Below are 24,620 nucleotides of genomic sequence, written 5' to 3' on the forward strand. Positions count from 1 at the left end.
AATCTTCCCGCTCCCGAACGCTGCCGCGCCCCCGATCATGCCGAGCCGCCCAAAATGAGCTGTTCGTCACGCTTTCTCTCGATCGAGAGAGTAACGGAAAGTTCCCGAATCGACTACAGATGCAATTCATTTCGAATGCTAAGGATTTTGCGATTATGCGTTCTCATCAACCCAGCACACCGAAATTGGCTCGAATCACATTGTCCGCGTCCCGATCCCGCTTGAGCACCCGCAACCGCTCCAGCGTGCGCGCGTCGAAGGCCGCCGCCACGGATTCGCCGGGCGCCAGGAAGGTGTACGGCTTCGCACCACTGATATGCGCACCCAATGCCTCGACCAGCGCATTCTGCTTGGCGGAGACCGCATCTCGCAACTGCGGCAAACCCAGGCCCAGCAGATACACCACGTACTGCTCGGGCAGCGGACCGCGCGCACCCGCACCCGGCAACCCCAGCGCACCACCCAGATGCCGGACCTGAATATTCAACAGCGGCGCGACCGATTCGCCCAGCAGCACTTTCACCGTCGCGTCATCGAGATCGGTGAGCAATTCCGCCCGCGACACCGACGGACTCGGCGCGGTCGGCTCGGCGGTGATATCGCCGAGATTCGCCACCGACAGCACCGCGCGGGTATCGGCCACCGCACCGCCGAGCGCATCGATCGCCGCGACCAGTGCGCGGCCCCGCTCCGGATCCCCGAGGTAGGCGATATCGATGGCCACCATCTCCGGCGCCTGCGGGAACTGGAACCGCTGGAACCAGACGGACAACTCGTCCGGTGCGTGAGAGGTCAACTGCCGGAAGAGATCCCACACCTCGTACAACCGCGCACCGGGCCAGGTCACCCGGCCGCCGTACACCCGCGGCACCGGGAACAACTCGAACTCGAGCGCCGTCACCACACCGAAATCACCGCCGCCACCGCACAGCGCCCAGAGCAACTCCGGATCTTTGTCCGCGGTCACCCGCACCTGCTCACCCTCGGCATTCACGATCTCGAAGGCGCGCACCGCATTCGAGGCCCAGCCGTATTTGCGGCCGAACCAGCCGACGCCGCCGCCGAGCGTGTAGCCGGTGACGCCGACCACCGGATTACTGCCGGAGAGCCCGGCCAGTCCGTGCGCGGCGGCGGCCGTCTGCACCTGTCCCCAGTTCGCGCCCGCGCCAACGCGCGCCATTCGCGCCTCGGGGTCGATCGACACCGAGTTCAACAGCCCGGTGCGCAACAGGATCGCGTCCTCGATGGCATCGGTCGCACCGTGCCCGGTCGGCTGGGTGATCACGAACCGCCCGGCGGCCCGGGCGAACCGCACCACGGCGGCGACGTCCTGCGCGTCGGCGGCCTCGACGACGACGGCCGGACGCTGTGCCACCGCGGTATTCCACGGCGCGGCCGCCTGCTCGAAATCGGCGTCACCGGGGGTGAGCACCCGGCCGCGAATCGTGCCGCGGAGTTCCTCGAAAGTCTCGAAAGCCTCGAAAGCCATTGCGCGCTCCTCATTTTCTCGATGGTCACCAAGAAGACGAGACGGCCGGGCAAAGTGTGACCCGAGCCCCGAATCGACCGGACTAGCGCACGGCCTCGATCTCATGGGCGTAGCGGGAGGTCGCCTTCCAGTACAGGTACAGCCCCGGCGGCACCAGTCCGCACAGCAGCAGCGCCATGGTCGGCCAATCACTGATGAGCAGGGCGTCGCCACCCGGCCCGCTGCTCGCGCACACCAGGAAACCCAGCGTCCACACCGTCAGCGGAATGATCATCACCGGAATCCGCCGGCTCACCACCGACATGCCCATCACCAGCAGCACATTCACCACCCCGGCGAGCAGTGCGGTGATCGGCAGCGGAATCGCACCGGCGGTGGTGCTGGTCGAGGCCAGCGGCGCGGCGGCGGCCAGCACCGGTTCACTCATCGGCGCGTTCGCGTGGCCGACGTAGATGGGCAGGTACAGCACCTCGAGCACCAGCGTGATCAGCGCGTCGACGGTGAGGAACAGGCCGATGGCGGCACCCACCCAGGGCCGCCCCGGCACACTGCCCAGGCCGACGCGCTCACCGTGCTTGGCGACGGCGGACGTCACGGCACCGGCGGGAAGCCGAGCAGGGTCAGCAGGTGACTCTGCATATCGACGAATCCGTACAGCACCGACAGATACAGCTCGTGCTGCGCCTGGAAATTGGGGCGCTGACTTTCGACGAACGCCGCGATCGCATTCTGCAGATCCCAGTTGTACATGGCTCAGTGTCTCATCTCGATCGACGGTGAAACCTGTGCGCCGGGCAATCCGGCGAACAGATCGTGCTCACGCCCGTCCGCTCCGACCGGACCGCGCTGCCCGCGCACCAGAATGTAATGCTCCTCCGGCAGCACCGGCTGAGCGATATTGTTCGACAGCGCGAATTCGCGGCCGGACGGCGCGACCGTCACCTGGGTCGCGTGCGCGCGCAGTGCCGCCCGCTTGGCGGCCAGCGCATCCGCCACATCCACCGTGGTGGTGACGGATTCGTGTGGCACACAGGCCAATTCGCCGGTGTGCGGCAGTCGCCAGCCGGGCGGAATCGCACCCGGCAGCTGATCGACCGTGCGCCGCTTGAGCGCCTCGGTATGCATGGCAAGGGTGGCGCTGTCGGTGACGGTCCAGTACGCCTTGGGCGTCTCCCAGCCCCATTCGGCGGCGGAATCGACTGCGGCCATGGTGATCTCGTGCGCCCGAATATGGTCCGGATGGCCGTACCCGCCGCGCGGGTCATAGCCGACGACCACCTGCGGACGCAGTTCGAGGATGATCTGCACCAGCGCGTCGACCGCTTCCTGACCGGATTTCACGAAGGCCCGCGGATTGCGCGCCGCCGGAGTCCCGGCCATACCGGAATCGCGCCAGCGGCCCGCACCGCCCAGGAAAAGCGGCGGACCCGCATCCAATTCGGCCAGGGCCCTGGACAATTCGAGAATCCGGTAGCCGCCCAGCTGATCGGCCTGATCCGCCACCAGCCGCGCCCACCGCTCCCCGATGACCTCACCCTCCTCACCGAGGGTGCAGGTCACCACCGTCACCGGAATACCGCGCCGCCGATAGTGCGCGATGGTGCCGCCGGTGGTGATGGACTCGTCATCGGGATGCGCGTGCACCAGCAGCAGCCCGCCCTGTCCGGGCCCGAAGTCGGTCACGGCAGCCGCCGCCAATTCGCGGCATCGGCGAAGATGCCGGTCTGGATCGCACCGCTGAGCGAGACGCCGTCCACCCGGGGTCCGGCCGCCGCCACCTGCGTGTCCTGCACGATCGGCAGCACCGTCGCCAGATTCCACAGCGCGGGCTCGGAATCACCGATCACCTTGCCGACATCGATCCCGCGCAGCGCCACATCGATACCCGGCTGCAACACCGGATCGCACACCCCGGACAGATTCGACGGGGCCTTCTTCGCGGCATCGGAGACCGTGCTGTCGGTGCCCGTGCCCGAGGCGTCCGGAATCGGCAGCGGCGGGCAGCCGAACCGCGAGGCCAGCGCGGTCGCCGGATCCGCGCCCGCATGCTCCCAGCCCACGATCGCGTCCACCCCGGAATCGGTGGTGTCCTTGCCGTACAGCTGTGCGGCGGCGATGCTGCGCACCATCACATCGATTCCGGCACTGCGCAATTGGTCGGCGGCGGTATTGGCGACGGCCAGCGTGGCGTCATCGCCCTCGACCGCGCCGATCCGGACCGTCAGCGTCTTACCGTTCTTGGCGATCGGACGCGGTTGCGGCGCGGGCGAAGTCGGCGACTGCGTCACCGCGGGCTCGGCCGCCCGGCCGTATCCGGCCTCATTGAGCAGACCGAACACTTCTTCCGAGCTGAGCCGCGGCGGTTGTGTCGCAACGTAACCCGGGTCCGAGGGCGCGAGCACCTGTGCGCGCACGGGCTCCACCCAGCTGCCGGTCTGCGCGCCCACCGTGGCCAGCAATACCGGATCCAGCAGTCCCAGAACGGCTTTGCGCACCCGCACATCGGCCAGATCACCGGTGCGGCCATTGAGCACCAGCTGCATCTCCCGGGACTGCGCCTGAATCGCGGTGCGCACCGACGGAATCGCCGCCAACTGCGCCTGCAACGCGACACCGCCGTGCACCAGCGCCATCTGCGCGTCACCGACCCGCAGCGATTCGGCCACCTGCGCCGGAGTTCCACCGCGCCGCAGCAGAATCTGATCCGGCACCGCGGGCTTACCCCAGTACCGGTCATTGCGCTCGAGCAGAATCTCCTCGCGGCCGCGATCGGCCTGCTTGATCCGGAACTGCCCGCCGGAAATCCGAATGGTGTCCACCAGGCCCTGTTCGAACCCGGAATCCTTCACCAGATGCTGCGGCAGCAGATCGGTGAACAACTGCCGCCAGGCCGGATACTCTTCGCGCAATGTGACGGTGACGGTCTTACCGCCCGCGGACGAACTGACATCCGAAATGAGCCGGTACCCGGCGGGATCCACCACACCGGGCTGCGTGATCATCTGCTGCCACAGGTATTTGAAATCCTCGGCCGCGATCGGAGCGCCATCGGACCAGGACGCCTCGTTCTTGATCTGATAGGTGATGGTGAACGGCTCCTGCGCCGTCACATCCGCCGACACCATCAGCGCCGGATCCAGCACCCAATCCGAACCGCCGGGCACCACGGTATTGGGCACCGACCGGAACGGACTCGGCAGCACCATCGACGACACCGCGGACGTCGCGGGCGAAAGCTGCGACCGCAGATGCGGATTGAACCCGATGCCGATATCGTCCACCGCCACCACCACGGAATTCTTACCGGGCTTGGCGGGCTGCGTCTTCGGACTGTCGGTGGACTCGATCGGCGGTGGCGGATTCGCGGTGCATCCGGTCGCGACCGTCACGACCGTCGCCACCGCGATCAGCACCGCACGCCACTTCGCGCGCATCCGAGCCCTTCTCACGTTCGGCACTCTACTTCAACGCCCCTTCCGCACCCGGTCACCGGCGTCGCGCTCAGTTCGCGACCGCATTCGACAACTCCGGCGGCCCACGGTCGCGAACAACCATGAACCGCCGGAGTTACGGCAGAGCTGTGAAAATCAGTTGGCCGCGCGGTCGCGGGCCTTCTTGCGGGACAGTTCCCGGCCACGCTCGGTCGCGCCCAGGATCAGCTTGCGCACGCGCACGACCTCGGGGGTGACCTCGACGCATTCGTCGTCGGTGCAGAACTCCATGGCCGCTTCCAGATCCAGGTGCAGCGGCTTGGCCAGGGTCTCGAAGACATCGGCCGTGGCGGACCGCATATTGGTCAGCTTCTTCTCACGGGTGACGTTGATATCGAGATCCTCCGCGCGCGGGTTGATGCCCACGACGTGACCCTCGTAGGTGTCCGCGCCCGGCTCCACGAAGAACTGACCGCGATCGGACAGCTGGATCATGGCGAACGGGGTGACCGAACCGGCGCGGTCCGAGACGAGCGAACCGGTGTGGCGGGCGCGGATCTCGCCGGCCCACGGCGCGTAACCGTCGAAGATGGCGTTGGCGATACCGGTGCCGCGGGTCTCGGTGAGGAAGTCGGTGCGGAAACCGATCAGACCGCGCGAGGGGACGATGAACTCCATGCGCACCCACCCGGCGGAGTGGTTGCTCATCTGGACCATCTTGCCCTTGCGGGCGGCCAGCAGCTGGGTGACCGCGCCCAGATACTCGTCCGGGCAGTCCACGGTCAGCTCTTCGAAGGGCTCGTGGATCTTGCCGTCGACGGTCTGGGTGACCACCTGCGGCTTGCCGACGGTCAGCTCGAAGCCCTCGCGGCGCATCTGCTCGACCAGGATGGCGAGCGCGAGCTCACCACGACCCTGCACCTCCCAGGCGTCCGGACGGCCGATGTCCAGGACCTTCAGCGACACATTGCCGATGAGCTCCTTGTCCAGGCGGTCCTTGACCATGCGGGCGGTCAGCTTGTGCCCGGACACGCGACCCACCAGCGGCGAGGTGTTGGTGCCGATGGTCACCGAGATGGCCGGCTGATCGACGGTGATACGCGGCAGCGCGACCGGGTTGTCCACATCGGCGAGGGTGTCGCCGATCATGATCTCCGGGATGCCCGCGACGGCGACGATGTCACCGGCGATGGCCTCCTCGCCCGGCTTGCGCTCCACGCCGACGGTCTGCAGCAGTTCGGTGATGCGGACGGTCTTATTGCCCTCGGGGGTCATCCACGCCACGTTCTGACCCTTGCGCAGGGTGCCGTTGTGGATGCGGACCAGGCCGATACGGCCGAGGAACGGCGAGGCGTCGAGGTTGGTGACGTGCGCCTGCAGCGGGGCGGTCTTATCGCCCTTGGGGGCGGGCACGTACTTCATCAGGACCTCGAACAGCTCGTCGAGGTTCTCCGCGTCCGGCGCGCTGCCGTTCTCGGGACGGTTGGTGGACGCCTTGCCCTCACGGCCCGAGGCGTACAGCACGGGCAGGTCCAGGGCCAGCTCGGCGGCCTCGGAGGCTTCGTCGTCCAGATCGGAGGCGAGGTCCAGCAGCAGATCGTGGCTCTCCTCGACGACCTCTTCGATGCGGGCGTCCGGACGGTCGGTCTTGTTGACCACCAGGATGACCGGCAGCGAGGCGGCGAGCGCCTTGCGCAGCACGAAGCGGGTCTGCGGCAGCGGGCCCTCGGACGCGTCGACCAGCAGCACGACACCGTCGACCATGGACAGGCCGCGCTCGACCTCACCACCGAAGTCGGCGTGGCCGGGGGTGTCGATCACGTTGATCACGGTCAGCGAGCCGTCGGCGTTGTGCCGGTGCACCGCGGTGTTCTTCGCGAGAATGGTGATGCCCTTCTCGCGCTCCAGATCCCCGGAGTCCATCACCCGGTCGACCAGCTCGGCACGTTCGGCGAATGCGCCGGACTGCCGCAGCATCGCGTCGACCAGTGTTGTCTTGCCGTGGTCGACGTGCGCCACGATGGCGACGTTACGGAACTCGACAGACGACACAGTAAATTCCTCCTGGTGCAAAGGGTTGGCCCGACCCGGCGGGTCATGCATGGGGAAAGTAGAGATTCCACCGGGCATGCGGCGAGCTACACACTACCGTTGGTTGGAACTCACACGTTTAGCGCTCCCGAGTTAGGTTAAGCTAACCAACATGGGCAAGGTCAAGGCGAAGGACGTTTCGAGTCTGAAGCCGAAGAAAAAGTGCTGCCGCAAGAAAACGCGGTGTCTGAAATGCCCTGTCGTCATCATGCGCATGAAGAAGCTGGAAGCCTCCGGCTGCTGCGGCAAGAAAGAGCTGAAGAAGGGCCTCAAGGCCGCACGCGCGGCGTGAATGCGGGGTACACCGTAAGCATGACCCCAGCCCAGCTCTCCGAAGAAGACCTCGCCAAGGCCCTGCACGAACTCCCCGGCTGGACCCGCACCGGGGACAGCATCTCCCGCACCGTCGAAGCCGCCTCATTCCTCGCGGGCATCGAACTGGTGCGCCGCGTCGCGGTCGCCGCCGAAGCCGCCAACCATCACCCGGATATCGATATCCGTTGGCGCAGAGTCACTTTCACACTCTCCACGCATGACGCCAATGGGCTCACGGCACTGGATGTCGCGCTGGCTCATGAGATCGATCGACTGGACGGACAGAGCTAGACCGGCCCGCCCACGCCACCCAGGCGTAGAACACCAGCACGCCGATCACATCCACCGCGCCCAGCCAGGACAGAATGCCCGGCCGCGAAACCGTCCAGATCGACGACTGGAAGAACCCGAGCACCCAGGGCACCCCGATCGCCGTGGTGAGCAGCCAGTATCCGGCCACCCACCGAGCGCCCGCGACCTCGCGCATGGGTCCGTACACCAGCCACAGAATGACCGGAATCAACCAGATCCAGTGGTGCGACCAGGAAATCGGCGACACCATCAGACCGAACAGCTGCACGATGACGAGCGTGCCCAGCAGATCGTCCTTGACCAGCGCACGCCACGCCAGCACCGCGAGCACCGCCGTGATCAGCACCGCCACCAGCCACACCGGTCCGGACACCACGTCATGGCCGAGGAAACGGCTGAGCGCGCCGCGCAGCGACTGATTCGTGGACGAGGCCACCGGGCCGATCCGGGACGCGTCGCCCAGCAGTTCGGTGAAGTACTTGCGCGTCTCATCGGGGGTGATGGCGAAGGTCAGGCCGATGGTGCCGAAGAACACAATCGCCGACCACGCCGCGTCCAGCCAGCGCCGTCGTGCCACGAAATACAGCCCGGTCACGGCGGGTGTCAGCTTCACTCCAGCGGCCGCGCCGACCAGCGTGCCGGACACCCACCATTTCGTGCTGCGCACCGCGAGCATGGCGATCAGCACCAGGAACACATTGACCTGGCCGTAGTCGAAGGTGGTGCGCACGGGTTCGAGCCACATGCCGACGGCCGTCCACGCGACCGCCGTCGTGCGCCAATACTGTTGCCGCAGTGCGTCTTTGCCGAGTATCAATTCCAGCGCGATCCACACCACGCCGAACAGCGCCGCGACCGTGGCGAGCAGCCAGCCGATGGCGACCACCGAGAACGGCAGGAAATGCAGCGGATAGAACACCAGCGCCGCGAACGGTGGATAGGTGAACGGCAGCGGAAAATCGGGTGTTTTGCTGGCGTCCGTGTATTCATAAAGATTTCCACTGCCCAGATTCGCCGAACCGTCCACATAGACGTGTAGGTCGACGAAATTCATGCCGTTCGGCAGCAGCAGCACCCAGGCCAGGCGCGCCAGTACGGAGAGGCCGAGGGCCACGGCAGCCAGGCGGAAATGTCGATTCACGGCTCGGGACTTTCAGCTCGGGCAGCGGATGACGCCGGGATACACCTCGAACAGGCCGAATACCGGCGGGCTTGCGGGCCTCGACAAGAGTAGTCGCACCGCGCGTGGCGCCCTGCGTCGCGCTCCCCCTGCTGTAACATTCGCATCACTGACCCCATCAGTAACAGCACTTCGGGTCGGCCGTTCGATAGCTTTACCTGATATAGGACGCCAAGATCACTCCGTGGCTGTACAACCGGGCAGCCCGGTCCCTAGAGTGGCGCGGAGCGATGCTCCATCGCCGCTAGTTGCACCCGAAGGTAAGGACGGCTACACCAGTGCTTCGCACCCGAGGATCGCGGTTCGCAACCACCGCAGTGGCCCTGGCCGCCTGTGCCACCGTGGCCGTGCCCACCACCGCGTTCGCCAAACCGGCACCGGCACCGCAGCAGGTGACCGCGACCATTCCGATGGTCCCCGAAGGCGTTTCGGTCGATGCGCTCGCTTCGCTGATCCCGGCCATCATCGGTGCGGCCGCCGGGCCCGCCGATATCGCGGCTCCCGGCCCGCAGACGGCCATCCTCGATCAGGCCAAGCAGATCCTGGCGACGCTGAACCTGCCGCAGTCCATCAAGGACACGCTGAACAAGATCATCACCTTCCTGGACGGCAGTGGCGGCGGCGGTCCGGACATCCCCAAGGACGGCCCGGTCATCGCCCAGTTCCTGTGGCCGACCATCGGTAAGGGCTGCATCGGCTCCGGTGCGGACTCGGTGGGCACCGCGCTCGCCGTCGCCGGCCCGGCCCAGCTGCCCCCGCCCGGACCGGCCGCGAGCCAGACCGGATTCGTGTTCACCGCGCTGGGCACCAAGCGCCCCACCGAAATTCAGACCCCGCCGATGACGGTGCAGTGGCTGAACCTGGACACCCGCCAGTCCGGTGTGGCCAACCTGACCGATGAGGCCAAGATCAACCCGGACGGTCCGGCCACGCTGTCGGCCATCGTCAACACCGGTGGCGGTCGTGTGGTCGCCGTGGTCTCCGGCTCGCTGACCACTCAGGCCGATGCCGAATCGCAGCCCATCACCTGCTCGTTCCTGCCGACCATCGGATTCTTCACGGTCTGACCGGATTCCACGGTCAGCCGAGAATTTCGCCCCTGTTCCACCCGCGCGACAAGCCGGGAGGGACAGGGGCTGAATTCTTTCTGCGGCCCGAGCCACTGTGGTAGACCGGGGATATGGCCGCTGCGAACTCCACCCCTCGGGGCATCAAGTCGCGCCGATCGATCCTGTCGATTCGTTCCGAGGGATCGATCCTGTCGATCGGCTCCGCCTATTCGATCCTGTCCATCGGCAGCGTCGGATCGGTGCTGTCGATCGGCTCCGCCGGATCCTTCGGCTCACTGCTCTCGTCCGCGTCGTTCGGCAGTATCGGATCGGCCTTCTCCGGCCTGTCCCGCTGGTCGATCTTCTCGTGGAACGGTGACCGCCAAGCCTTTTCACAGGGCCCGGACGCCGACAACGTCGACCACCACCACACTCTGCGCGTGGTCCCGGACGAACCGGATCTGCTCGAAGACCCGACCCGCCACTGCCAGACCTAGCCCGGAGTTACCACCACTGCCCGTAGGCGGGGGCGAGGACCGAATTCACGTCGACGCTGATGCCGCCCACCGAGCGTTTGTCGATCTCGAACTGGTGCAGGTGGGCGTCCGGGTGCACGTACCCCTTCGGGGTGCCCCAATTGTGTTGCCAGAAGTAGGAACCCAGGCCCGCGTCGCGAATGTTGTCGATGGTCGGCGAATTGGCGTAGACCCCGACGCGCGGGCGGCCCAGGACGGTTTCCCAGCCGCGCAGGTACGGATCGATCATGGACTCGAAGTCGGCGTCGCTGGGGTTGTCGTCGATCGAGGCGTAGATGGGCGCGTTATCGGGTCCGCCCGCGGCCTTGTGCAGCACCAGGCCCCGCGTGGCGTGCTGGACTCCGGCTTCGAAGCCGCCGCGCCAGTCGGCGGTGGGCCCCTTGCCGAACTGGTAGCAGGACACCACCGATAGTCCGGCACTGCGGAGCGCGTCGACTTCCCTTGCCAGCAGCGGTTTTCCGGCCATCCATTCCGCGCCGGGACGGCGATCGGAAACGTAGCGGATGACGCCCATATGCCCGTCATCACTGATCGCGTCGACATCGGGGACGCCGCCCGCGTAATCGAGCAGGGTGCCGAGTTGTTGCCGCGCCGAGGCGATCGGGGCGGGCAGGGTGAATCCGGCGGTGACACCGGCGGCCACGGCCGCACTGCCGAGCAGGAATCCGCGACGGCCCACCGCGCGGTCGGAGAGAGCATTGCGGGCACGGGACAGACGCATCGCGGGACTCCTTCGCACACTCGCTGACCGAACATGCCGATCGCGTGCGCACCGAGAGAGCTTGCCCGTGACCGGTAGAACTCTTGCGGCGTGCCCGGCGCACCTTCCCCGATGACCCGAGGGTCATCCGTGCGCCGGGAGCCTTTGACGTGCCCTCATTTCACCATATTCACATTGGAATCGCCAGACACACACGGCACATGAGCATCATTAGTCCCATACGTGCGCAATCGGGCACATCGGAAATGGAAGAAATCCGGTCAGACCCGCGTGCCGTCGAGCCGCGCGCCCACATCGATGGTGCGGCGGGAGGCATCGGCAACCTCGGCGCGGACCACGGACGCCACCTGCGCGACAACCTGTTTGCGAATACCCGCCAATTTGCCGAGCGTGGCGGCGCGCAGGCCCTGCGCCTTGAGCTCGAGTTCGATGTCCTCGGCCGCGGGCGGCGCGGCATCGATGATGATCAGCAGCGGATCGGCGGCGCGGGCGGTCAACGCCACCGGTACCTGCACCTCGGCGCTGTACCGATTCGATTGCAGCACATCGACGGTGATGTCCAGGCTCACCGGAATCGTCAGATCGAAGGTCACCAGATCCGATTTATCGGGGGTGTCCGCCTCGGGCATCGGATGATGTTCCACCTTCGGCAATTCCGCGATCACCGGCTCCGGCGGCGACGGTGCGGGCAGATGCGTGGACTCCACGATGCGCGGCAGTCGCACCGTGCCGTGCACCGCGACCTGCGCCTTGTTACCCGGTCCGGTGCGAATCGGGCCGACCTCGATGGGCTTGCCCGCCATGGCTTCCACCACCTCGCGCACCCGGTCGACGGTGACGATGCGCTCGAAGAAGCGGTGCCCGAATTCGCCGTAGCCGATCCACGCGTGCGCGGGCGAGCCACGATAGGGCGAGCGGCTGCCGTTGAGAATGGCCTCCACGTCGAAGGTGCGCCCGCGCTGGGCGTCCGGATCGGCGAGGATGCCGTTGATGCGATTGGCGACCTCGTTCTGCACCAGTTTGGCGATCGGGTCGACGAGTAGATCGAAGGCCGCGCCGATGGCCTGCGCGCGCATGACGAAACTGACGTCGCGGCCGGTCACGGGTGGAATATCGATGACGATGAGCAGCGGATCCGCGGTGCGGGCGTGCAATTTCAGATCGATGTCAACGACCGCCTCCAGGCGTAATCGCTGACCGCCGAGGGTGACGTCGACCCGGAAGTTCACCGGCAGCGCCACATCGAAGTGCACATGCGGGCCGCGCCGGATGATGGTGGGCTTGCCGACGCTGCCCTTGGCCACGAAGCGGGCCAGGCCCGCCGGGCCGATGCTGAATGGTCCGATTGTCATACCGCGCCCGGCCATTCCGGAGACCGCCGCCTCGATGCGGGATTCCGTGACCGCCGCCGCCACGAAACGTTCGCCGAATTCGGCGTAATCGATCCAGGTCGGCTCGTCGGACGGAGTCATCCAGCTACTTTCGTCGGGCGGGGATCCCTGTCCTGCCGATGAGGGGGCAGCAGGACAGGGACCAATCGGCGACGCTGCCGGGCGCCGCCGAGACCATCGTAGGCGGAAGAGTCTCGGAGTCCCACCCTCGCGCGCCTGCTTTTCCAAAATGTGGAACTGGACTGTTCACAATCGGCCGTATCCGACGACCCCGGAAACCTCGGCCGGACGGATGCGATGAATGCTGATCTTGCCGAATTCATTGCCGCCGATCGTGGTGATCGAGTCGGCATCGGCGTCGATGACGATATTGGTGTGCTGGCTGAACACGCTGCCCGCCGCGTACATCACCACATCGCCGATATGCGCGCGATATCCCGGCTCCTCGAAGCGCTGCTGCTGCCGGTAGTACGCCTCCAGGGTGGAGACGCCCGGAATACGCCAGGACCCCGAATTCGGATTGTCCAGCGGCCGGCCGGATTCGCGCATCACCCAGCTGACGAAATCCGCGCACCACGCCTCTCGCACACCCTCGGCATAGGTCTCCCCGCCCGGCTGCCGCCCGAATTCCCGCTTCGTGACATCCAGAATGCGCAGCTGCGTCTCATCGAGCCCGGTGCGATCCACGGCCGGGAAACTCCGCAACCGGTCCCCCGCGATGGCGTAATCCGATGAATGGTCCTGCCACCAGCGCACTCCCGCCGCCCCGCCCACGGCCAGCAGCACCAGCAGCGCCGCCACCACCGCGGGCCAGCGCCGCTTGCGCCTGCGCACCGGCCGTTCCAATTGCACGGTCATACGATCCCTCCCCAGAATCCGGCCGAAGATCAGCCGCTACCCAGTCTGACGCCCCGCGTCGGCCCCGGGTTCCCATGCACACAACACCTCCACAACTCCGTCCCGAACCCGGCACGCATCGGCTGGGCCGAGCGCCTCCCGGGTTGCCGCGACCAGCCCGGCGGTCGCAGGGCGAACCCGGGTCAGCGGCACCCCATCCGGTAAATGGGCTGTCGCTCATATAGGCCCGTGCGGTTGTCAGTCCGAGTGGCCGGGGACTCGGCACATCTGTCCCCGGGTGCCACCGCGCACCGGGTCGCTGCGCGGCGGAACGTGGTGTTGGCCACCGCGTTCGGCGAGCAGGGCCAGATCCACCTCGAGCCGTGCGCGTAGACGCTCAGCCGAATCCCGGTGCGCGGCGGCTATTTCCGGTGCGCCCAGGAATTCGGCGAGGTCGGCGAGGTTGTCGTCCATGGGACCCAGGACGGTCGCGCCGGTTTCCAATCCGGCGATGGTGCCCGCGTAGGGCAGCAGTTGGTCGTACAGTTCGCGTGCCCATGCGTCGTCGCGCAGGGCGAGGGCCAGGCGGGCGCGCACCGAGCTGAAGGTGGTCCAGAACTGCGGGGCCAGTGGTCCGGCGTCCCGCAGTACCTGGCGGGCGAGTACCTCCTGTCCGGAGTCGACCAGCGCCAGCGCGTAGCCGTAGACGAACAGCTCGGGCTTGATCGCGGCGCGCTCGCGCATCTCATCGACGAACCCGGACATGTCATTGCGCTGCCAGGCCAGTGAGATGGCGATGCCGATGTGCAGGGCGTTGGGTTCGCGGGCGGGTTCGGCGACGCCCGGCTCGGTCAGGATGTCGTCGGCGGAGCGGGGTTCCATGGCGAGCATCAATTCCACCGCGTCGGTATTGCCGCGCAACAGTTCCAGCACCATATCGAAGGGTGCGATGGCGTCGAGCAGATGCCGCAGCTGGCCGTCGGTCGCGTATTCGCCCGCGCTGCGCGCGTGTTCGGCGGCGGCCACCAGATCGGCGTCGGCCAGTGCGACGCGGAACAGCAGATAGTGTGCGAGCGCGCTGAATTCGGTGAGCCGGGCGTCGGTGGCAATCCGAAGCATCCGTCCCGCATGACGTTTCAGCTCGTCGGCGCGCAGGAAGCCGCCATTGGCGAAGGCGGCGAAGGCCTGTGCGTTCAGTACCGCGCAGAGCAGATCCGGATCGGGCAGCGGTGCGGCCAGGGCACTGGCCGCGCGGGCGGCGGCGGCCGCGGCGTCCCGATCATCGAGCGCGCGATCGAAAACCGTGGTGATGTGCACTCGAATACGCGTGGTGACCGGTAGTTCCGCATCCTCGAGCGCCAGTCGCAGCGGTTCGCGAATGCGCGGATCCGGGGTGTGCCAATCGTCGACGGACCAGATCAGCGGGGTCGGCCAGCAGGTGGCGGCGCGCGCCAACAGCTCTGCGCCGCCGAGGGTTTCGGCGAGTTCGAGCGCCTGCTCGCGCGCGGCGCGGGCCTCCACGTGCTGACCGTCGTAGGCCAGCGCGGTGACGAGTTCGCAGCGGGCCTCCAGCACGGCGACGCGGTCCTCCCGGGTCGCCTCCGGTAGCGCGTGCCCGGCCAATTCATGCAGTGCCAGCACCGATCGCCAGCGGCTCACCGCATCGGCGCGCATCCGCCGCTCGACGCAGCGCCGCGCCGCCGCGCGCACGAATTCGAGTGCCCGAACAGCGGTTTCGGCATTCGCGCCGAGGGCGGCGTGATGGGCGAGGGCGTCGATATCGGTGCCGGGCAGCGCGGTGTCCCCCGCCGTCGCCGGGGTGCGGGCGGTGAACTCGGGCAGCGGCGCTATCGCGCCCAGCGATACCGCGGCGGAGTGCGCGAGCGCGTCCATGGGCGCGGGAGTCCCCGTCGCGGCGCCGCCCGGCAGTCTGGTGCACAGCAATTCGAATGCGGCCCAGTGCATTCGGGAGCGGCGCAGCACCGGGATGTCGTAGTAGACGGTTTCCCGGACCAGCGCGTGATCGAAGGCGATGCGGCCGCTGCGCTCGGTGCGCAGCAGGCGAGCGGCCTCGGCGGTGGCGATCAGATCGATGAGGGTGTCCGGGGTGTGCGCCGCGGAGGCGGCGAGGGTGGTGACGTCGTTGTGCTCACCCCAGACCGACATATGCCGGAGCAGTTCGGAGACCTGATCGGGCAGCTGCGCGATGCGGCGGCCGAGCAGATCCCGCACGCTGTCCGGTAGGGCGTCGGTGCTGCCCTGTCCGGCAACGAGTTTGGCGAGTTCGCGGACGAAGAGCGGATTGCCGCCGGTGCGGCGGCGCAGCAGTTCCACGGTGCGATCGTCGAGGGTGGTGAGTCCGGCGGCGGCCGCGGCGCTGCGGGTGCCCGCCAGATCCAGGCCGTCGAGTTCGATGCGCTCGGCGGTGAAAAGCGCCAGGGCAGCGGCGGTATCGCGCACGCCCGGTCCAGCTTCGGTGCCGCGCAGGGTGGCGACGATCAGGATGGGGCGATCGCGCAGCCAGTTCACCACCTGCCGCAGCACCTGCAGGGTGGCGGCGTCCGCACCGTGCACATCCTCCAGCACGATGGCGACGGGTCCGCCCGCCGAGCGTTCCCGGCAGGATCGCACCACCCGCCGGGCGAGGGTGAAAGCGTCTGCGGCGGTATAGGTTTCCGGATCGGCGGCGTCGAGTCCGGTGAGCACTTCGGCCCAGGCCCAGGCGGGCGGCGCGCCCTCCACCTCCGGGCAGCGCCCGAATACGGTGGTCCAGGACTGTTCGGCCAGCCGGGCGACGAGGGTGGCGGCGAGGGTGGTCTTGCCCGCACCGGCTTCGCCCGAGAGCCAGACCAGGCGCACCTGTCCGGTGGCGGCGGTGGCGGCGGCGTCCAGCAGGCCGGTGCGCTGTTCGCGGTAACCGCTGTCCAGCAAGGGATCCGGCGGGTGCGCCGGTTCCGGTTCGGGCGGTCGGATGATCACCGGCGGTGTGCTGGGTTCGCTGTCCACCGAATGCGTGAGGATGGCGGTTTCCAGGTCCCGCAGTCCGGGTCCGGGATCCACGCCGAATTCCAGGGTGAGGAATTCACGGCACTGCCGCACGGTGGCGAGCGCGTCCAGGGACTGTCCCAGTCGGTACTGCGCCAGTGCCAGCAGCCGCGCGCATTCCTCGCGTCCGGGATGTTCGGCGAAGACCGGTCGCAGCGCCAGCACCACCTCGGCGGGCCGATTCATCTCCAGCGCGGCCTGGGCGCGCAGTTCGGCCGCGGTGAGCCGCAGCGCGCCGAGCCGGGCGGTTTCCTGTACCGCCCAGGACATTCCGGCGAACGATTCGAAGGCGCTGCCGTGCCAGCAGGCCAGTGCGGCGTCCAGCACCCGCACCTGTTCCAGCGGATCGGGGCGCAGCGCCGGATCGCGCATGGCCGATTCGTGCCCGTGCAGCAGCTGCTCGAAATGCCAGGAGTCGACCTGTTCGGGTTCGAGATTCAGCGCGTACCCGTGTGATTCGGAGACGATGACGCGGGACTGCGCCCGGCGCGGCCGGTCGGGTTCGAAGACCCGGCGCAGGTTGTGAATGTAGACCTGCAGCGCGGCAACGGCTTTGGCGGGCGGGTCACCGCTCCAGAGGTCGTCGATGAGCCGGTCGGTCGGGACCACCCGGCCGCCCGCGGCCACCAGCCGCCCCAGCACCGCGCACTGCATCGGCGCTCCGGGCGGTACCCGCTGACCTTCGATACTGATGTGCAGCGGACCCAGCACACCGATCCGCGTGACCGCCATCGCGCCGAAACACCCCCGATACCCACTTCACTAACAAACCAAACAGGATCATCAATATGGCAGAAATTCTGCGACAGTACCCAGTCTTGTTATCCCTCTTAACCCAATACGAAGTGAACCGCAAGAGGTGTACCGCACACTGCTCAGAGTGTTAGACCCCTCCCGGCCCCCGCCCGCCGATCTCGCAGTGCTGCACGCACTTACGCATCCGGCGTGCCTGCACGACGGCGCCTTCGACGTAGTGGCCGCGAACAGCGCCTTCCGCCAACTGTTTCCGGGTACCGGCCCCGGCGCCAATCTTTTGACCGCCATCATGCTGGAGCCTATGGCACGGTACCGACTCGGCGACTGGGAAGCCGAGGCGCAGATCATGATCTCGGCCTTCCGCGGCAGCGGACCCGAACTGGTGGCACCCGAACGCCGGGACGAGATCCTGAACCTGTGCCGGCGCGCGCCCGAATGGGATCGCCTGTGGCACAACGAGGCCGACCCGGACCCGCAGATCGAGCGGACCATGCTCATGCGCGAATCCGCCACCCGCGAGGAGCGGCGCATGTACGTGCAGACTTTCCAGTTCCAGGCGCCGCGGCGACCCTGGTGGTTGCTGACGGTGGTGCCCGCCGAATAGGGCTCACGCCCGCGCCGGGCTCACACCCTCACGCCTGCGCCGCGGGCTCCTCGAACCAGCCGTCCTCGGGCTCGGCGAAGCCGTGGTACATGAGCGGTATGCGGCGATCCACGCCGAAATGCCGGTACACCGCGAGCATGGCGGTGCGTACCGCCTGATCGTGGAAGTCGTCGACGCGGCGCGCGCCCAGGGCGTGTTCGGGCAGCAGCGCGAGGCGGGTGAGTTCGGCCGGATCGTCGAGGTCCAGTCCGATCGGCGCCGGATCGGCGATGAAGTGATCGTGCAGGACCGCGCGCACCCGGGCCGGATCGTGAATCCCGGGCCGGAAGGCCAGGAATCGGGTGCGGACCGCCGGGGTGCAGTGCACCTGCAGCCAGTCCACCAGCGTGGCGTTGGGGCGGGGTATGCGGCCGGTCAGCGGCGTCTGCTCCAGCAGGTGCAGCATGGCCGCGCCGGGGACGCGTGGTTCGGGAACCAGGAAGAGCGTGAGCGCGGGAGCGCCGGACACCTTGTCGGCGAGATACACCTTGGTGGCCATGGGGTCGGGCATGCGCTTCTCCTTCGAGAAAGAGGGGCCGCATAACGCGACCCCGCGCCCGGTTGCTGACTATTCATCCGAGATCCTGCCGGCCGCCGAGTCACCCGACTCGGACTGATCTCCTCGGCGACCGACCAGTGCAACACTCGGAATTATAGTCGCGGAACTAAGCGTCGATCAGCCTGTTACGGGCAGGCTGGGCGCTGAGCTGTCTTTCTATGGTGGCCCGGACAGTCGGCCACTCCTCGTCCAGGATCGAGTAGAAGGCGGTGCTGCGCACCTCCCCGTCCAGCCCGCGCGAATGCGCGCGCCGGACCCCGTCGCTGGTGGCCCCGAGTCGCTCGATCGCCAAGCGGGAGCGGGTATTCCGAACATCGGCCCGCATGCTGATGCGGCGCACCCGCCAGGTCTCGAAGGCGTGCTGCAACAGCAGCAGCTTGGATTCCAGGTTGATACCCGCCCCGCGAGCGTCCGGGGCGAGCCAGGTATTGCCGATCTCGGCGGCGTCGGGCACCGCCATCAAGGGGTCGCCGGGCGGTAGCCCGTGCACCAGCGGCCACACCATCGGCCCCTGCCAGTAGTCGAATCTGGTGAACCGGGTCGACCCCAGCACCCGTCCACTGGCGACCGCGATGATCGCGAACGCCAGCGAGGTCCCGGCGGCATGCCCGGCCAATGCCTGCGCCACATAATCCAGCGCTTCGTCCACACCGTGTGGGACAGGTGTGAACCCATATGCGTCTCGATTCCCCTGAGCTGCCTCCGCTACACCCGAAGCATGCTGCGGCGCAAGGGGTTCCAGCCGTACCAGACGGCCAGTAAGAGTAAGGGGTACAGGCACGTTCCCTCGATCTTTCGGATACGGTCGGGGCTCGCTTCGGACAGTGCCCAACCGGCCGAGTGCTCCGGAATCGACGAATCAGCCTTGGCGCGCCAGTAGCAGCATCGAACAGTGCGATGAACGATAGCGGAACAAGGGCTCACAACAAGGAAGGCAGCGCGCAAATTTACTTCCCCGATAAGCGTGTCGCGCCCGACGTGTTTCCGAACCCCCCGAAACCCCCAGATCGCCCGGTCACAGCCGCGCTTTCGGGCGGGGTCCGGGTTCGGATATCCGCGGCCTCGGCGCGTCCCAATGCTGGGAACGACGGGCCTCCCGAGCCGGGGACTCGGGAGGCGGCGGGAGAGCGGAACCTCAGTTCGCGGTGGCGTCGCGCAGGTGGAAATCGTTGTCGTCGGGGACGGCCAGCATCTGCTCCATGGTGGCGCGATCGAAGGGGAGCAGGTCGATGCTGCCGCCCTCGGTGAAATACCAGGAATTGCAGCCGGTGTTCCAGACTGTCGGGGTCAGCGCTTCGGTTACTTCTTGTTCGAAGCGGGCGGTGGCGGCCTCGGTGACCTCGACGGTGTCGAATTCGCCTGTGCGCCAACGGTGGATCCACGCGGTGATGTAGCGGGCCGTCACCTCGGCGGCGTGGTGCAGGGGGATGGAGCCGGTGGGCGAATTGGGGCCCAGGACCGTGAAGAGGTTGGGGAAGCCGGGGATGGCGGTCATGCGATAGGCGCGGGGGCCTTTCGCCCAGGCGTCGTCGATCGAGATGCCTTCGCGGCCAACCAGATTCATGGGGCGCATGTAGTTGTGGGCTTTGAAGCCGGTGGCGAAGACGATCATGTCGACCTCGTGGTGACGGCCGTCGGCGGTGCGGATTCCGGCGGGCGTCACGGCCTCGATGCCGTCGGTGATCAGTTCGGCGTTGCGAGCGCGCAGGGCGCGATAGTAGCTGCCGGACAACACCTGTCGCTTGCACAGCGGCTGGTAGTCGGGGGTCAGTTGTTCGCGGAGTTCGGGGTCGCGGACCTGGGCGCGCAGGCTCAGGCGGGCGTACTCCTGGACCGTGCGGCGGCGCCAGCTCGGGCGGGTGACGACATCGGTGAACACTCGCGCGCCGGTCATGCCGACCTGATAGAGAGCCTTGTTGACCTGCGGCAACCGGTCCAGCACCGCGCCGAGCAGCGGCGGTTGCGGCAGGCGCATCGGCGCCCAGATCACCCACTGCGGGCTGCGCACGAAATGGGTGATGCGCTCGGCCTTCGGCTGGAGGGCCGAAACCACCTGCACGCCGGTCGATCCCGTGCCGATGACCGCGATACGGCGGCCATCGGTGGCCACGGAGTCGTCCCAGCGGGCGGTATGCAGTATCTCGCCGGTGAACTCATCCAGACCGGGTAGCTCGGGCATAGCCGGATGATGCAGCACACCGGTGGCGGCGATGACGAAATCGGCCTCGTGGACGGTCCCGTCACCGGTTTCGACCCGCCAGCCCGATCCGGTGAAGGTCGCCGCCGTGACCTCCGCGTTCACCCGCAGATGCGGGCGCAGCCCGTATTCCTCGAAGACATCGGCGAGATACCGCTGAATCTCCGGGCCGGGCGCGAAGATTCGCGACCAGTCGGCCTTGGGCGCGAACCCGAATTGATACAGCTGCGACGGCACATCACAGGTGAGCCCCGGATAGTGGTTCCAATGCCACACCCCACCCACGTCGGATCCCTTCTCCAGGATCACGAAGTCATGGAATCCATTGCGCTGCAAGGTGATGGCACTGGCGATTCCGGAAACCCCGGCGCCGATGATCACAATGCGCGGCTCACGGGACGCACGCACGACTTAACCCAACCTCCTCGTTGGATACCACCAGTATTCGAATACCTACGGTATTGCGAGCCTGGTGGTATGTCAATGTCAGCGCGTGCGCACCATGAATACGCCCCGGTCAGCGCTGCCCGGGCGTTCCGATCCAGGTTTCCAACGCCGCGCGCAGGGCGGGCTCGGCGGCCGCGATCGGCTCATCGATGGCCGCCGCCCAGGCGATATGGGCGTCGGGCCGAATGAGCAGCGCGTCGGCGGGCCGATCATCGAGCTTCGCGGTGCGAATCTTGAGGTGCGGCAGCCATTCCCGGGCGATATCGGCCAGATCCGCGCGATCGGAGAGGATCAGCAGCACCGGCCGGGCCGCGGACAGCAGTTCGGCGACGGTGTGGATGCCGTCATCGGCGTGCAACTCCAGATCGGGTGCGAAAGCACCGGTCAGCGCATGATTGTTCGGATTCGGCAGGGGGTACCGAATATCACTGCCCGCGATGAACGCGCCCATTCGGCGCAGCGGCTGCTCATCGGTGAGCAGTTCCTGGAACACCGCGCGCAACGCCTCCGCCGCCGGATCATGGCCGCGACGCAGCGCCACCTGCGCCTGGGTGTGCAGCATGGTCCGCGCACCCGCGAAATGCCGCTCCTCGTGATAGGTGTCGAGCAGCTGCTCGGACGCGCGCCCGTCGACGACGGCGGCGAGTTTCCACGCCAGGTTGACCGCGTCGAGCATGCCCGCGTTGAGCGCGACCCCGGTGGCGGGGAAAAGGTGCGCGGCATCGCCCGCGAGCAGCACCCGCCCCTCCCGGTAGCGTTCGGCCTGACGCGCCTTGAACGTGAACCGCGACAGCCGATATGTCTGCGCCACAGGCAGATTCGCACCCAGTACGCGCTGGATGCTCTCCTGGAGTTCGGCGACGGTCAGCGGAACGTCATCGTCGTATTCCGCGTCCTCGTCCTCGATCGTGTAGACGGACAGCGAATCCGAGTTCGGCGCCGCCGCCATACCGAACAGCCCGCGCTCGGTGCGCGTGAAACCCGAACGGACGGTGCCGAATCCGGGAACCTCCAGATCACCATTGTCGAGCCGGGTCACCGACTCCGGCACGGTGATCTGCGCCAGGCGGTTCACCTCCGGATAGACCGTGCCGGAGAACGGAATTCCCGCCAGTTCCCGCACTCGGCTGCGCGCCCCGTCGCAGCCGATCAGGTAGCGGGCGTCCAGCCGGTAGGTCCCGTCCGGGCCTTCGACGTCGACGTGCACGCCCTCGGCGTCCTGCTCCACCCCCAGCACCCGATGTCCGCGCCGGATGTCGACGCCGAGTTCATCGACCCATTCGTTCAGTACCCGCTCCAGCTGCTGCTGGGGCAGCGGCAGCGCGTGCATGGGGTTGCCCTCGAGTTGGGTGAGGTCCACATGCACCCCGCCGAACGGGAAGCGCGGGGCCGGAATCGGATCGGTGCAGGCGGCCTGGAAGCGCTCCAGCACACCGCGGTAGCGCAGCAGTTCCAGGATCTGCCCGCCGATCCCGCCCGCCTTGGGGGTGTCCCGGGGCCGGGGCTGCCGCTCCAGCACCAGCGGCCGGATTCCGGCCAGGCGAAGTTCGGCGGCCAGCATGAGTCCGGTCGGACCCGCACCCACGATGATCACGTCGCTCATTACTCAATCTCCCATTCGAGCCGATACCTGCTTCGGCGAAAGACTTTTCGGTATGCCCCGGGTTCGCCGCAACCCGGGGCGGTCGGACCGCTGGTCGGGCGCTATCGCGCGCCGGACCGGCCGTGCCGCGGATAGCCGCCCTTGGGGTTGGCGACCGTGCGCGGCGGCAGCGGGCGAGTCACGAAACGCGACTGGTTGTTCCGGGTGGGGTAGGTGCCGTGTTGCTTGCGCATTCAAACCGCCTCGGGTGTAGTACTGTGTTCGAAGTGATTTGAAACGTAGTACTACGGATGGAGTGGTGTCAAGTGGTTCGTACAAACCCGGAACGCCGGCAGGCCCTGCTGGACGCATCGATCGAGGTCCTGGCCCGAGAAGGGGCCCGCGGCCTGACCTTCCGCGCGGTCGACAAGGAGGCCGGGGTGCCCGCGGGCACCGCCTCGAACTATTTCCCGAACCGCGATGAACTCTTCGTCCAGGTCGGCCACCGCTACTACGAGCGCCTGGTCCCCTCCGAGGACACCATGGCCAAACTGCACGGCCTGCGCTCCCGCGAAACCGTCACCGAACTCATGACCGAGGTCGTCAACCGCGTCTACCAGTTCCGCACCGGCTACCTGGCCATCCTCGAACTCCGCCTGGAAGCCACCCGCCGCCCCGAACTGCAAACCCTGCTCACCGAACGCGTCCGAGCCGACCTCGACTTCAATATCCGCAACCACCTCGACTACGGCATGCCCGGCGACGAGAAAACCCCCGTAATCCTCTACCTCGCCCTCAACTGGCTCATCCTCGAACGCCTCACCCTCCCCGGCATCTTCGACGAAAAACAAGCCGCCGACCTCGTCCACACCCTCGTCGAACGAGCCATCCTCACCCCCGAAACCAACTGAGCCCCACCCGATTCGGATGGGGCCCAGCGGCCGGTTCGCGAAAACCTATACGTTGAAGCGGAATTCGACGACGTCGCCGTCGGCCATGACGTATTCCTTGCCTTCCATGCGGACCTTGCCCGCGGCCTTGGCGGCGGCCATGGAGCCCGCGGCGACCAGGTCGGTGTAGGCGACGATTTCGGCCTTGATGAAGCCGCGTTCGAAGTCGGTGTGGATGACGCCCGCGGCCTTGGGGGCGGTGTCGCCCTGGTGGATGGTCCAGGCTCGGGATTCCTTGGGGCCTGCGGTGAGGTAGGTCTGGAGGCCGAGGGTGTGGAAGCCGGCGCGGGCCAGGGCGTGCAGGCCGGGCTCGGACTGGCCGATGGATTCGAGGAGTTCCAGGGCCGATTCGTCGTCGAGTTCGATGAGTTCGGATTCGATCTTGGCGTCCAGGAAGACGGCGTCGGCGGGGGCGACGGCGGCCTTGAGTTCGGCCTTCTTGGCCTCATCGGTGAGGACGGCCTCATCGGCGTTGAAGACGTAGAGGAACGGCTTGATGGTGAGCAGCGAAAGTTCCTTCAGCAGCTCGACATCAAGTTCCTTCTGGGCGGCGAACAGGGTGCGGCCCGCGTTCAGGATCTCCTGCGCCTGCTTGGCGGCATCGGCGACCGGCTTGCGGTCCTTCTTGATGCGCGCTTCCTTGTCGAGGCGCACGACCGCCTTCTCCAGGGTCTGCATATCCGCGAGGATGAGCTCGGTCTCGATGACCTCGATATCGGCGAGCGGATCGACCTTGCCGTCGACGTGCACCACATCGCTGTCGGCGAAGACGCGCACAACCTGGCAGATGGCGTCGGCCTCACGGATATTGGCGAGGAACTTATTGCCCAGGCCCTCGCCCTCGGAGGCGCCCTTCACGATGCCCGCGATATCGACGAAGGTCACCACGGCGGGGAGTTGGCGCTCGGAGCCGAAGATTTCGGCGAGCTTGGCCAGCCTCGGGTCCGGCAACGGCACGACACCGGTGTTCGGCTCGATGGTGGCGAACGGGTAGTTCGCTGCCAGGACGTCGTTGCGGGTCAGCGCGTTGAAGAGCGTCGACTTTCCGACGTTGGGCAGGCCGACGATTCCGAGGGTGAGACTCACGAG

23 protein-coding genes are annotated in these 24,620 nt (G+C 67.2%); 6 read left to right on the forward strand and 17 right to left on the reverse strand.

Going from position 1 to position 24,620, the window contains the following annotated elements; genetic code table 11:
* Positions 1-166: 166 nt before the first annotated feature.
* The 6 genes from ACFC4D_RS28040 to typA all read right to left on the reverse strand — a co-directional run bounded on the left by ACFC4D_RS28040 (position 167) and on the right by typA (position 6,972).
* Positions 167-1,489, reverse strand: a complete 1,323-nt coding sequence (locus tag ACFC4D_RS28040) for an FAD-binding oxidoreductase (protein ID WP_376067926.1) — start codon at positions 1,487-1,489, stop codon at positions 167-169.
* A gap of 82 nt (positions 1,490-1,571) precedes the next feature.
* Entirely contained in the window at positions 1,572-2,084 is a 513-nt protein-coding gene (locus tag ACFC4D_RS28045) for a hypothetical protein (RefSeq protein ID WP_375965507.1), read from the reverse strand.
* Positions 2,081-2,239 (reverse strand): hypothetical protein, encoded by a 159-nt coding sequence (locus ACFC4D_RS28050; RefSeq protein WP_194852736.1) that lies wholly within the window; start codon positions 2,237-2,239, stop codon positions 2,081-2,083. The genes ACFC4D_RS28045 and ACFC4D_RS28050 overlap by 4 nt, the downstream gene beginning before the upstream one ends.
* Positions 2,240-2,242: 3 nt before the next feature.
* Complete coding sequence (gene mshB / locus ACFC4D_RS28055; RefSeq protein WP_376067928.1) at positions 2,243-3,172, reverse strand: N-acetyl-1-D-myo-inositol-2-amino-2-deoxy-alpha-D-glucopyranoside deacetylase; 930 nt, start codon at positions 3,170-3,172, stop codon at positions 2,243-2,245.
* Positions 3,169-4,923: an ABC transporter family substrate-binding protein gene (locus ACFC4D_RS28060; RefSeq protein WP_375966419.1), complete on the reverse strand. Its 1,755-nt coding sequence runs from the start codon at positions 4,921-4,923 to the stop codon at positions 3,169-3,171. Before ACFC4D_RS28060 ends, mshB begins: the two co-directional genes overlap by 4 nt.
* Before the next feature lie 153 nt (positions 4,924-5,076).
* Positions 5,077-6,972, reverse strand: coding sequence for a translational GTPase TypA (gene typA / locus ACFC4D_RS28065; protein WP_375965502.1), 1,896 nt, complete (start codon positions 6,970-6,972; stop codon positions 5,077-5,079).
* A 151-nt stretch (positions 6,973-7,123) separates the two neighbouring features.
* Between typA and ACFC4D_RS28070 the strand changes: the two genes are divergently transcribed.
* Together ACFC4D_RS28070 and ACFC4D_RS28075 are read left to right on the forward strand one after the other, a co-directional pair.
* Complete coding sequence (locus ACFC4D_RS28070) at positions 7,124-7,303, forward strand: hypothetical protein (protein WP_084522846.1); 180 nt, start codon at positions 7,124-7,126, stop codon at positions 7,301-7,303.
* A 20-nt stretch (positions 7,304-7,323) separates the two neighbouring features.
* Complete coding sequence (locus ACFC4D_RS28075) at positions 7,324-7,617, forward strand: 4a-hydroxytetrahydrobiopterin dehydratase (protein ID WP_376067930.1); 294 nt, start codon at positions 7,324-7,326, stop codon at positions 7,615-7,617.
* Here the strand turns inward: ACFC4D_RS28075 and ACFC4D_RS28080 are convergent.
* Positions 7,559-8,779: a mannosyltransferase gene (locus tag ACFC4D_RS28080; protein ID WP_376067932.1), complete on the reverse strand. Its 1,221-nt coding sequence runs from the start codon at positions 8,777-8,779 to the stop codon at positions 7,559-7,561. The two genes, ACFC4D_RS28075 and ACFC4D_RS28080, sit on opposite strands and share 59 nt — an antisense overlap.
* Positions 8,780-9,096: 317 nt before the next feature.
* Here ACFC4D_RS28080 and ACFC4D_RS28085 point away from each other — a divergent pair, with 317 nt between their 5' ends.
* Both ACFC4D_RS28085 and ACFC4D_RS28090 read left to right on the forward strand, forming a co-directional pair.
* A complete protein-coding gene (locus tag ACFC4D_RS28085) occupies positions 9,097-9,885 on the forward strand; it encodes a hypothetical protein (RefSeq protein WP_364640118.1) in 789 nt (262 codons plus the stop codon).
* 113 nt (positions 9,886-9,998) lie between these two features.
* Complete coding sequence (locus tag ACFC4D_RS28090) at positions 9,999-10,364, forward strand: hypothetical protein (RefSeq protein WP_375965493.1); 366 nt, start codon at positions 9,999-10,001, stop codon at positions 10,362-10,364.
* Between the two features lie 7 nt (positions 10,365-10,371).
* Here the strand turns inward: ACFC4D_RS28090 and ACFC4D_RS28095 are convergent, their stop codons facing one another.
* The 4 genes from ACFC4D_RS28095 to ACFC4D_RS28110 all read right to left on the reverse strand — a co-directional run bounded on the left by ACFC4D_RS28095 (position 10,372) and on the right by ACFC4D_RS28110 (position 17,129).
* The gene (locus ACFC4D_RS28095; protein WP_375965490.1) at positions 10,372-11,124 is read right to left on the reverse strand and encodes a DUF1906 domain-containing protein; all 753 of its coding nucleotides are present in this window, start codon (positions 11,122-11,124) and stop codon (positions 10,372-10,374) included.
* A gap of 260 nt (positions 11,125-11,384) precedes the next feature.
* Positions 11,385-12,596: a hypothetical protein gene (locus tag ACFC4D_RS28100; RefSeq protein WP_375965488.1), complete on the reverse strand. Its 1,212-nt coding sequence runs from the start codon at positions 12,594-12,596 to the stop codon at positions 11,385-11,387.
* Between the two features lie 165 nt (positions 12,597-12,761).
* Positions 12,762-13,373 (reverse strand): CHAP domain-containing protein, encoded by a 612-nt coding sequence (locus tag ACFC4D_RS28105; protein WP_376067934.1) that lies wholly within the window; start codon positions 13,371-13,373, stop codon positions 12,762-12,764.
* 237 nt (positions 13,374-13,610) lie between these two features.
* Entirely contained in the window at positions 13,611-17,129 is a 3,519-nt protein-coding gene (locus ACFC4D_RS28110; protein WP_376067936.1) for a BTAD domain-containing putative transcriptional regulator, read from the reverse strand.
* 148 nt (positions 17,130-17,277) lie between these two features.
* Here ACFC4D_RS28110 and ACFC4D_RS28115 point away from each other — a divergent pair, with 148 nt between their 5' ends.
* Positions 17,278-17,757, forward strand: a complete 480-nt coding sequence (locus ACFC4D_RS28115; RefSeq protein ID WP_364640137.1) for a hypothetical protein — start codon at positions 17,278-17,280, stop codon at positions 17,755-17,757.
* 28 nt (positions 17,758-17,785) lie between these two features.
* Here ACFC4D_RS28115 and ACFC4D_RS28120 read toward each other — a convergent pair whose 3' ends face one another.
* The 5 genes from ACFC4D_RS28120 to ACFC4D_RS28140 form a co-directional block, all read right to left on the reverse strand.
* Positions 17,786-18,307, reverse strand: coding sequence for a hypothetical protein (locus ACFC4D_RS28120; RefSeq protein ID WP_375965480.1), 522 nt, complete (start codon positions 18,305-18,307; stop codon positions 17,786-17,788).
* Between the two features lie 154 nt (positions 18,308-18,461).
* The gene (locus ACFC4D_RS28125) at positions 18,462-19,136 is read right to left on the reverse strand and encodes a GNAT family protein (RefSeq protein WP_364640142.1); all 675 of its coding nucleotides are present in this window, start codon (positions 19,134-19,136) and stop codon (positions 18,462-18,464) included.
* Between the two features lie 354 nt (positions 19,137-19,490).
* Positions 19,491-20,960, reverse strand: a complete 1,470-nt coding sequence (locus tag ACFC4D_RS28130; RefSeq protein ID WP_376067938.1) for a flavin-containing monooxygenase — start codon at positions 20,958-20,960, stop codon at positions 19,491-19,493.
* A gap of 109 nt (positions 20,961-21,069) precedes the next feature.
* Entirely contained in the window at positions 21,070-22,602 is a 1,533-nt protein-coding gene (locus ACFC4D_RS28135; protein ID WP_376067940.1) for an FAD-dependent monooxygenase, read from the reverse strand.
* Positions 22,603-22,703: 101 nt separating this feature from the next.
* Entirely contained in the window at positions 22,704-22,835 is a 132-nt protein-coding gene (locus tag ACFC4D_RS28140) for a hypothetical protein (RefSeq protein WP_375965473.1), read from the reverse strand.
* Between the two features lie 72 nt (positions 22,836-22,907).
* Here ACFC4D_RS28140 and ACFC4D_RS28145 point away from each other — a divergent pair, with 72 nt between their 5' ends.
* Positions 22,908-23,492, forward strand: a complete 585-nt coding sequence (locus ACFC4D_RS28145; RefSeq protein ID WP_375965471.1) for a TetR/AcrR family transcriptional regulator — start codon at positions 22,908-22,910, stop codon at positions 23,490-23,492.
* 45 nt (positions 23,493-23,537) lie between these two features.
* Here the strand turns inward: ACFC4D_RS28145 and ychF are convergent, their stop codons facing one another.
* A complete protein-coding gene (gene ychF / locus ACFC4D_RS28150; protein ID WP_375965469.1) occupies positions 23,538-24,617 on the reverse strand; it encodes a redox-regulated ATPase YchF in 1,080 nt (359 codons plus the stop codon).
* Positions 24,618-24,620: the final 3 nt, after the last annotated feature.

The organism is Nocardia sp. NPDC056000, assembly GCF_042269265.1.
Classification (GTDB): domain Bacteria; phylum Actinomycetota; class Actinomycetes; order Mycobacteriales; family Mycobacteriaceae; genus Nocardia.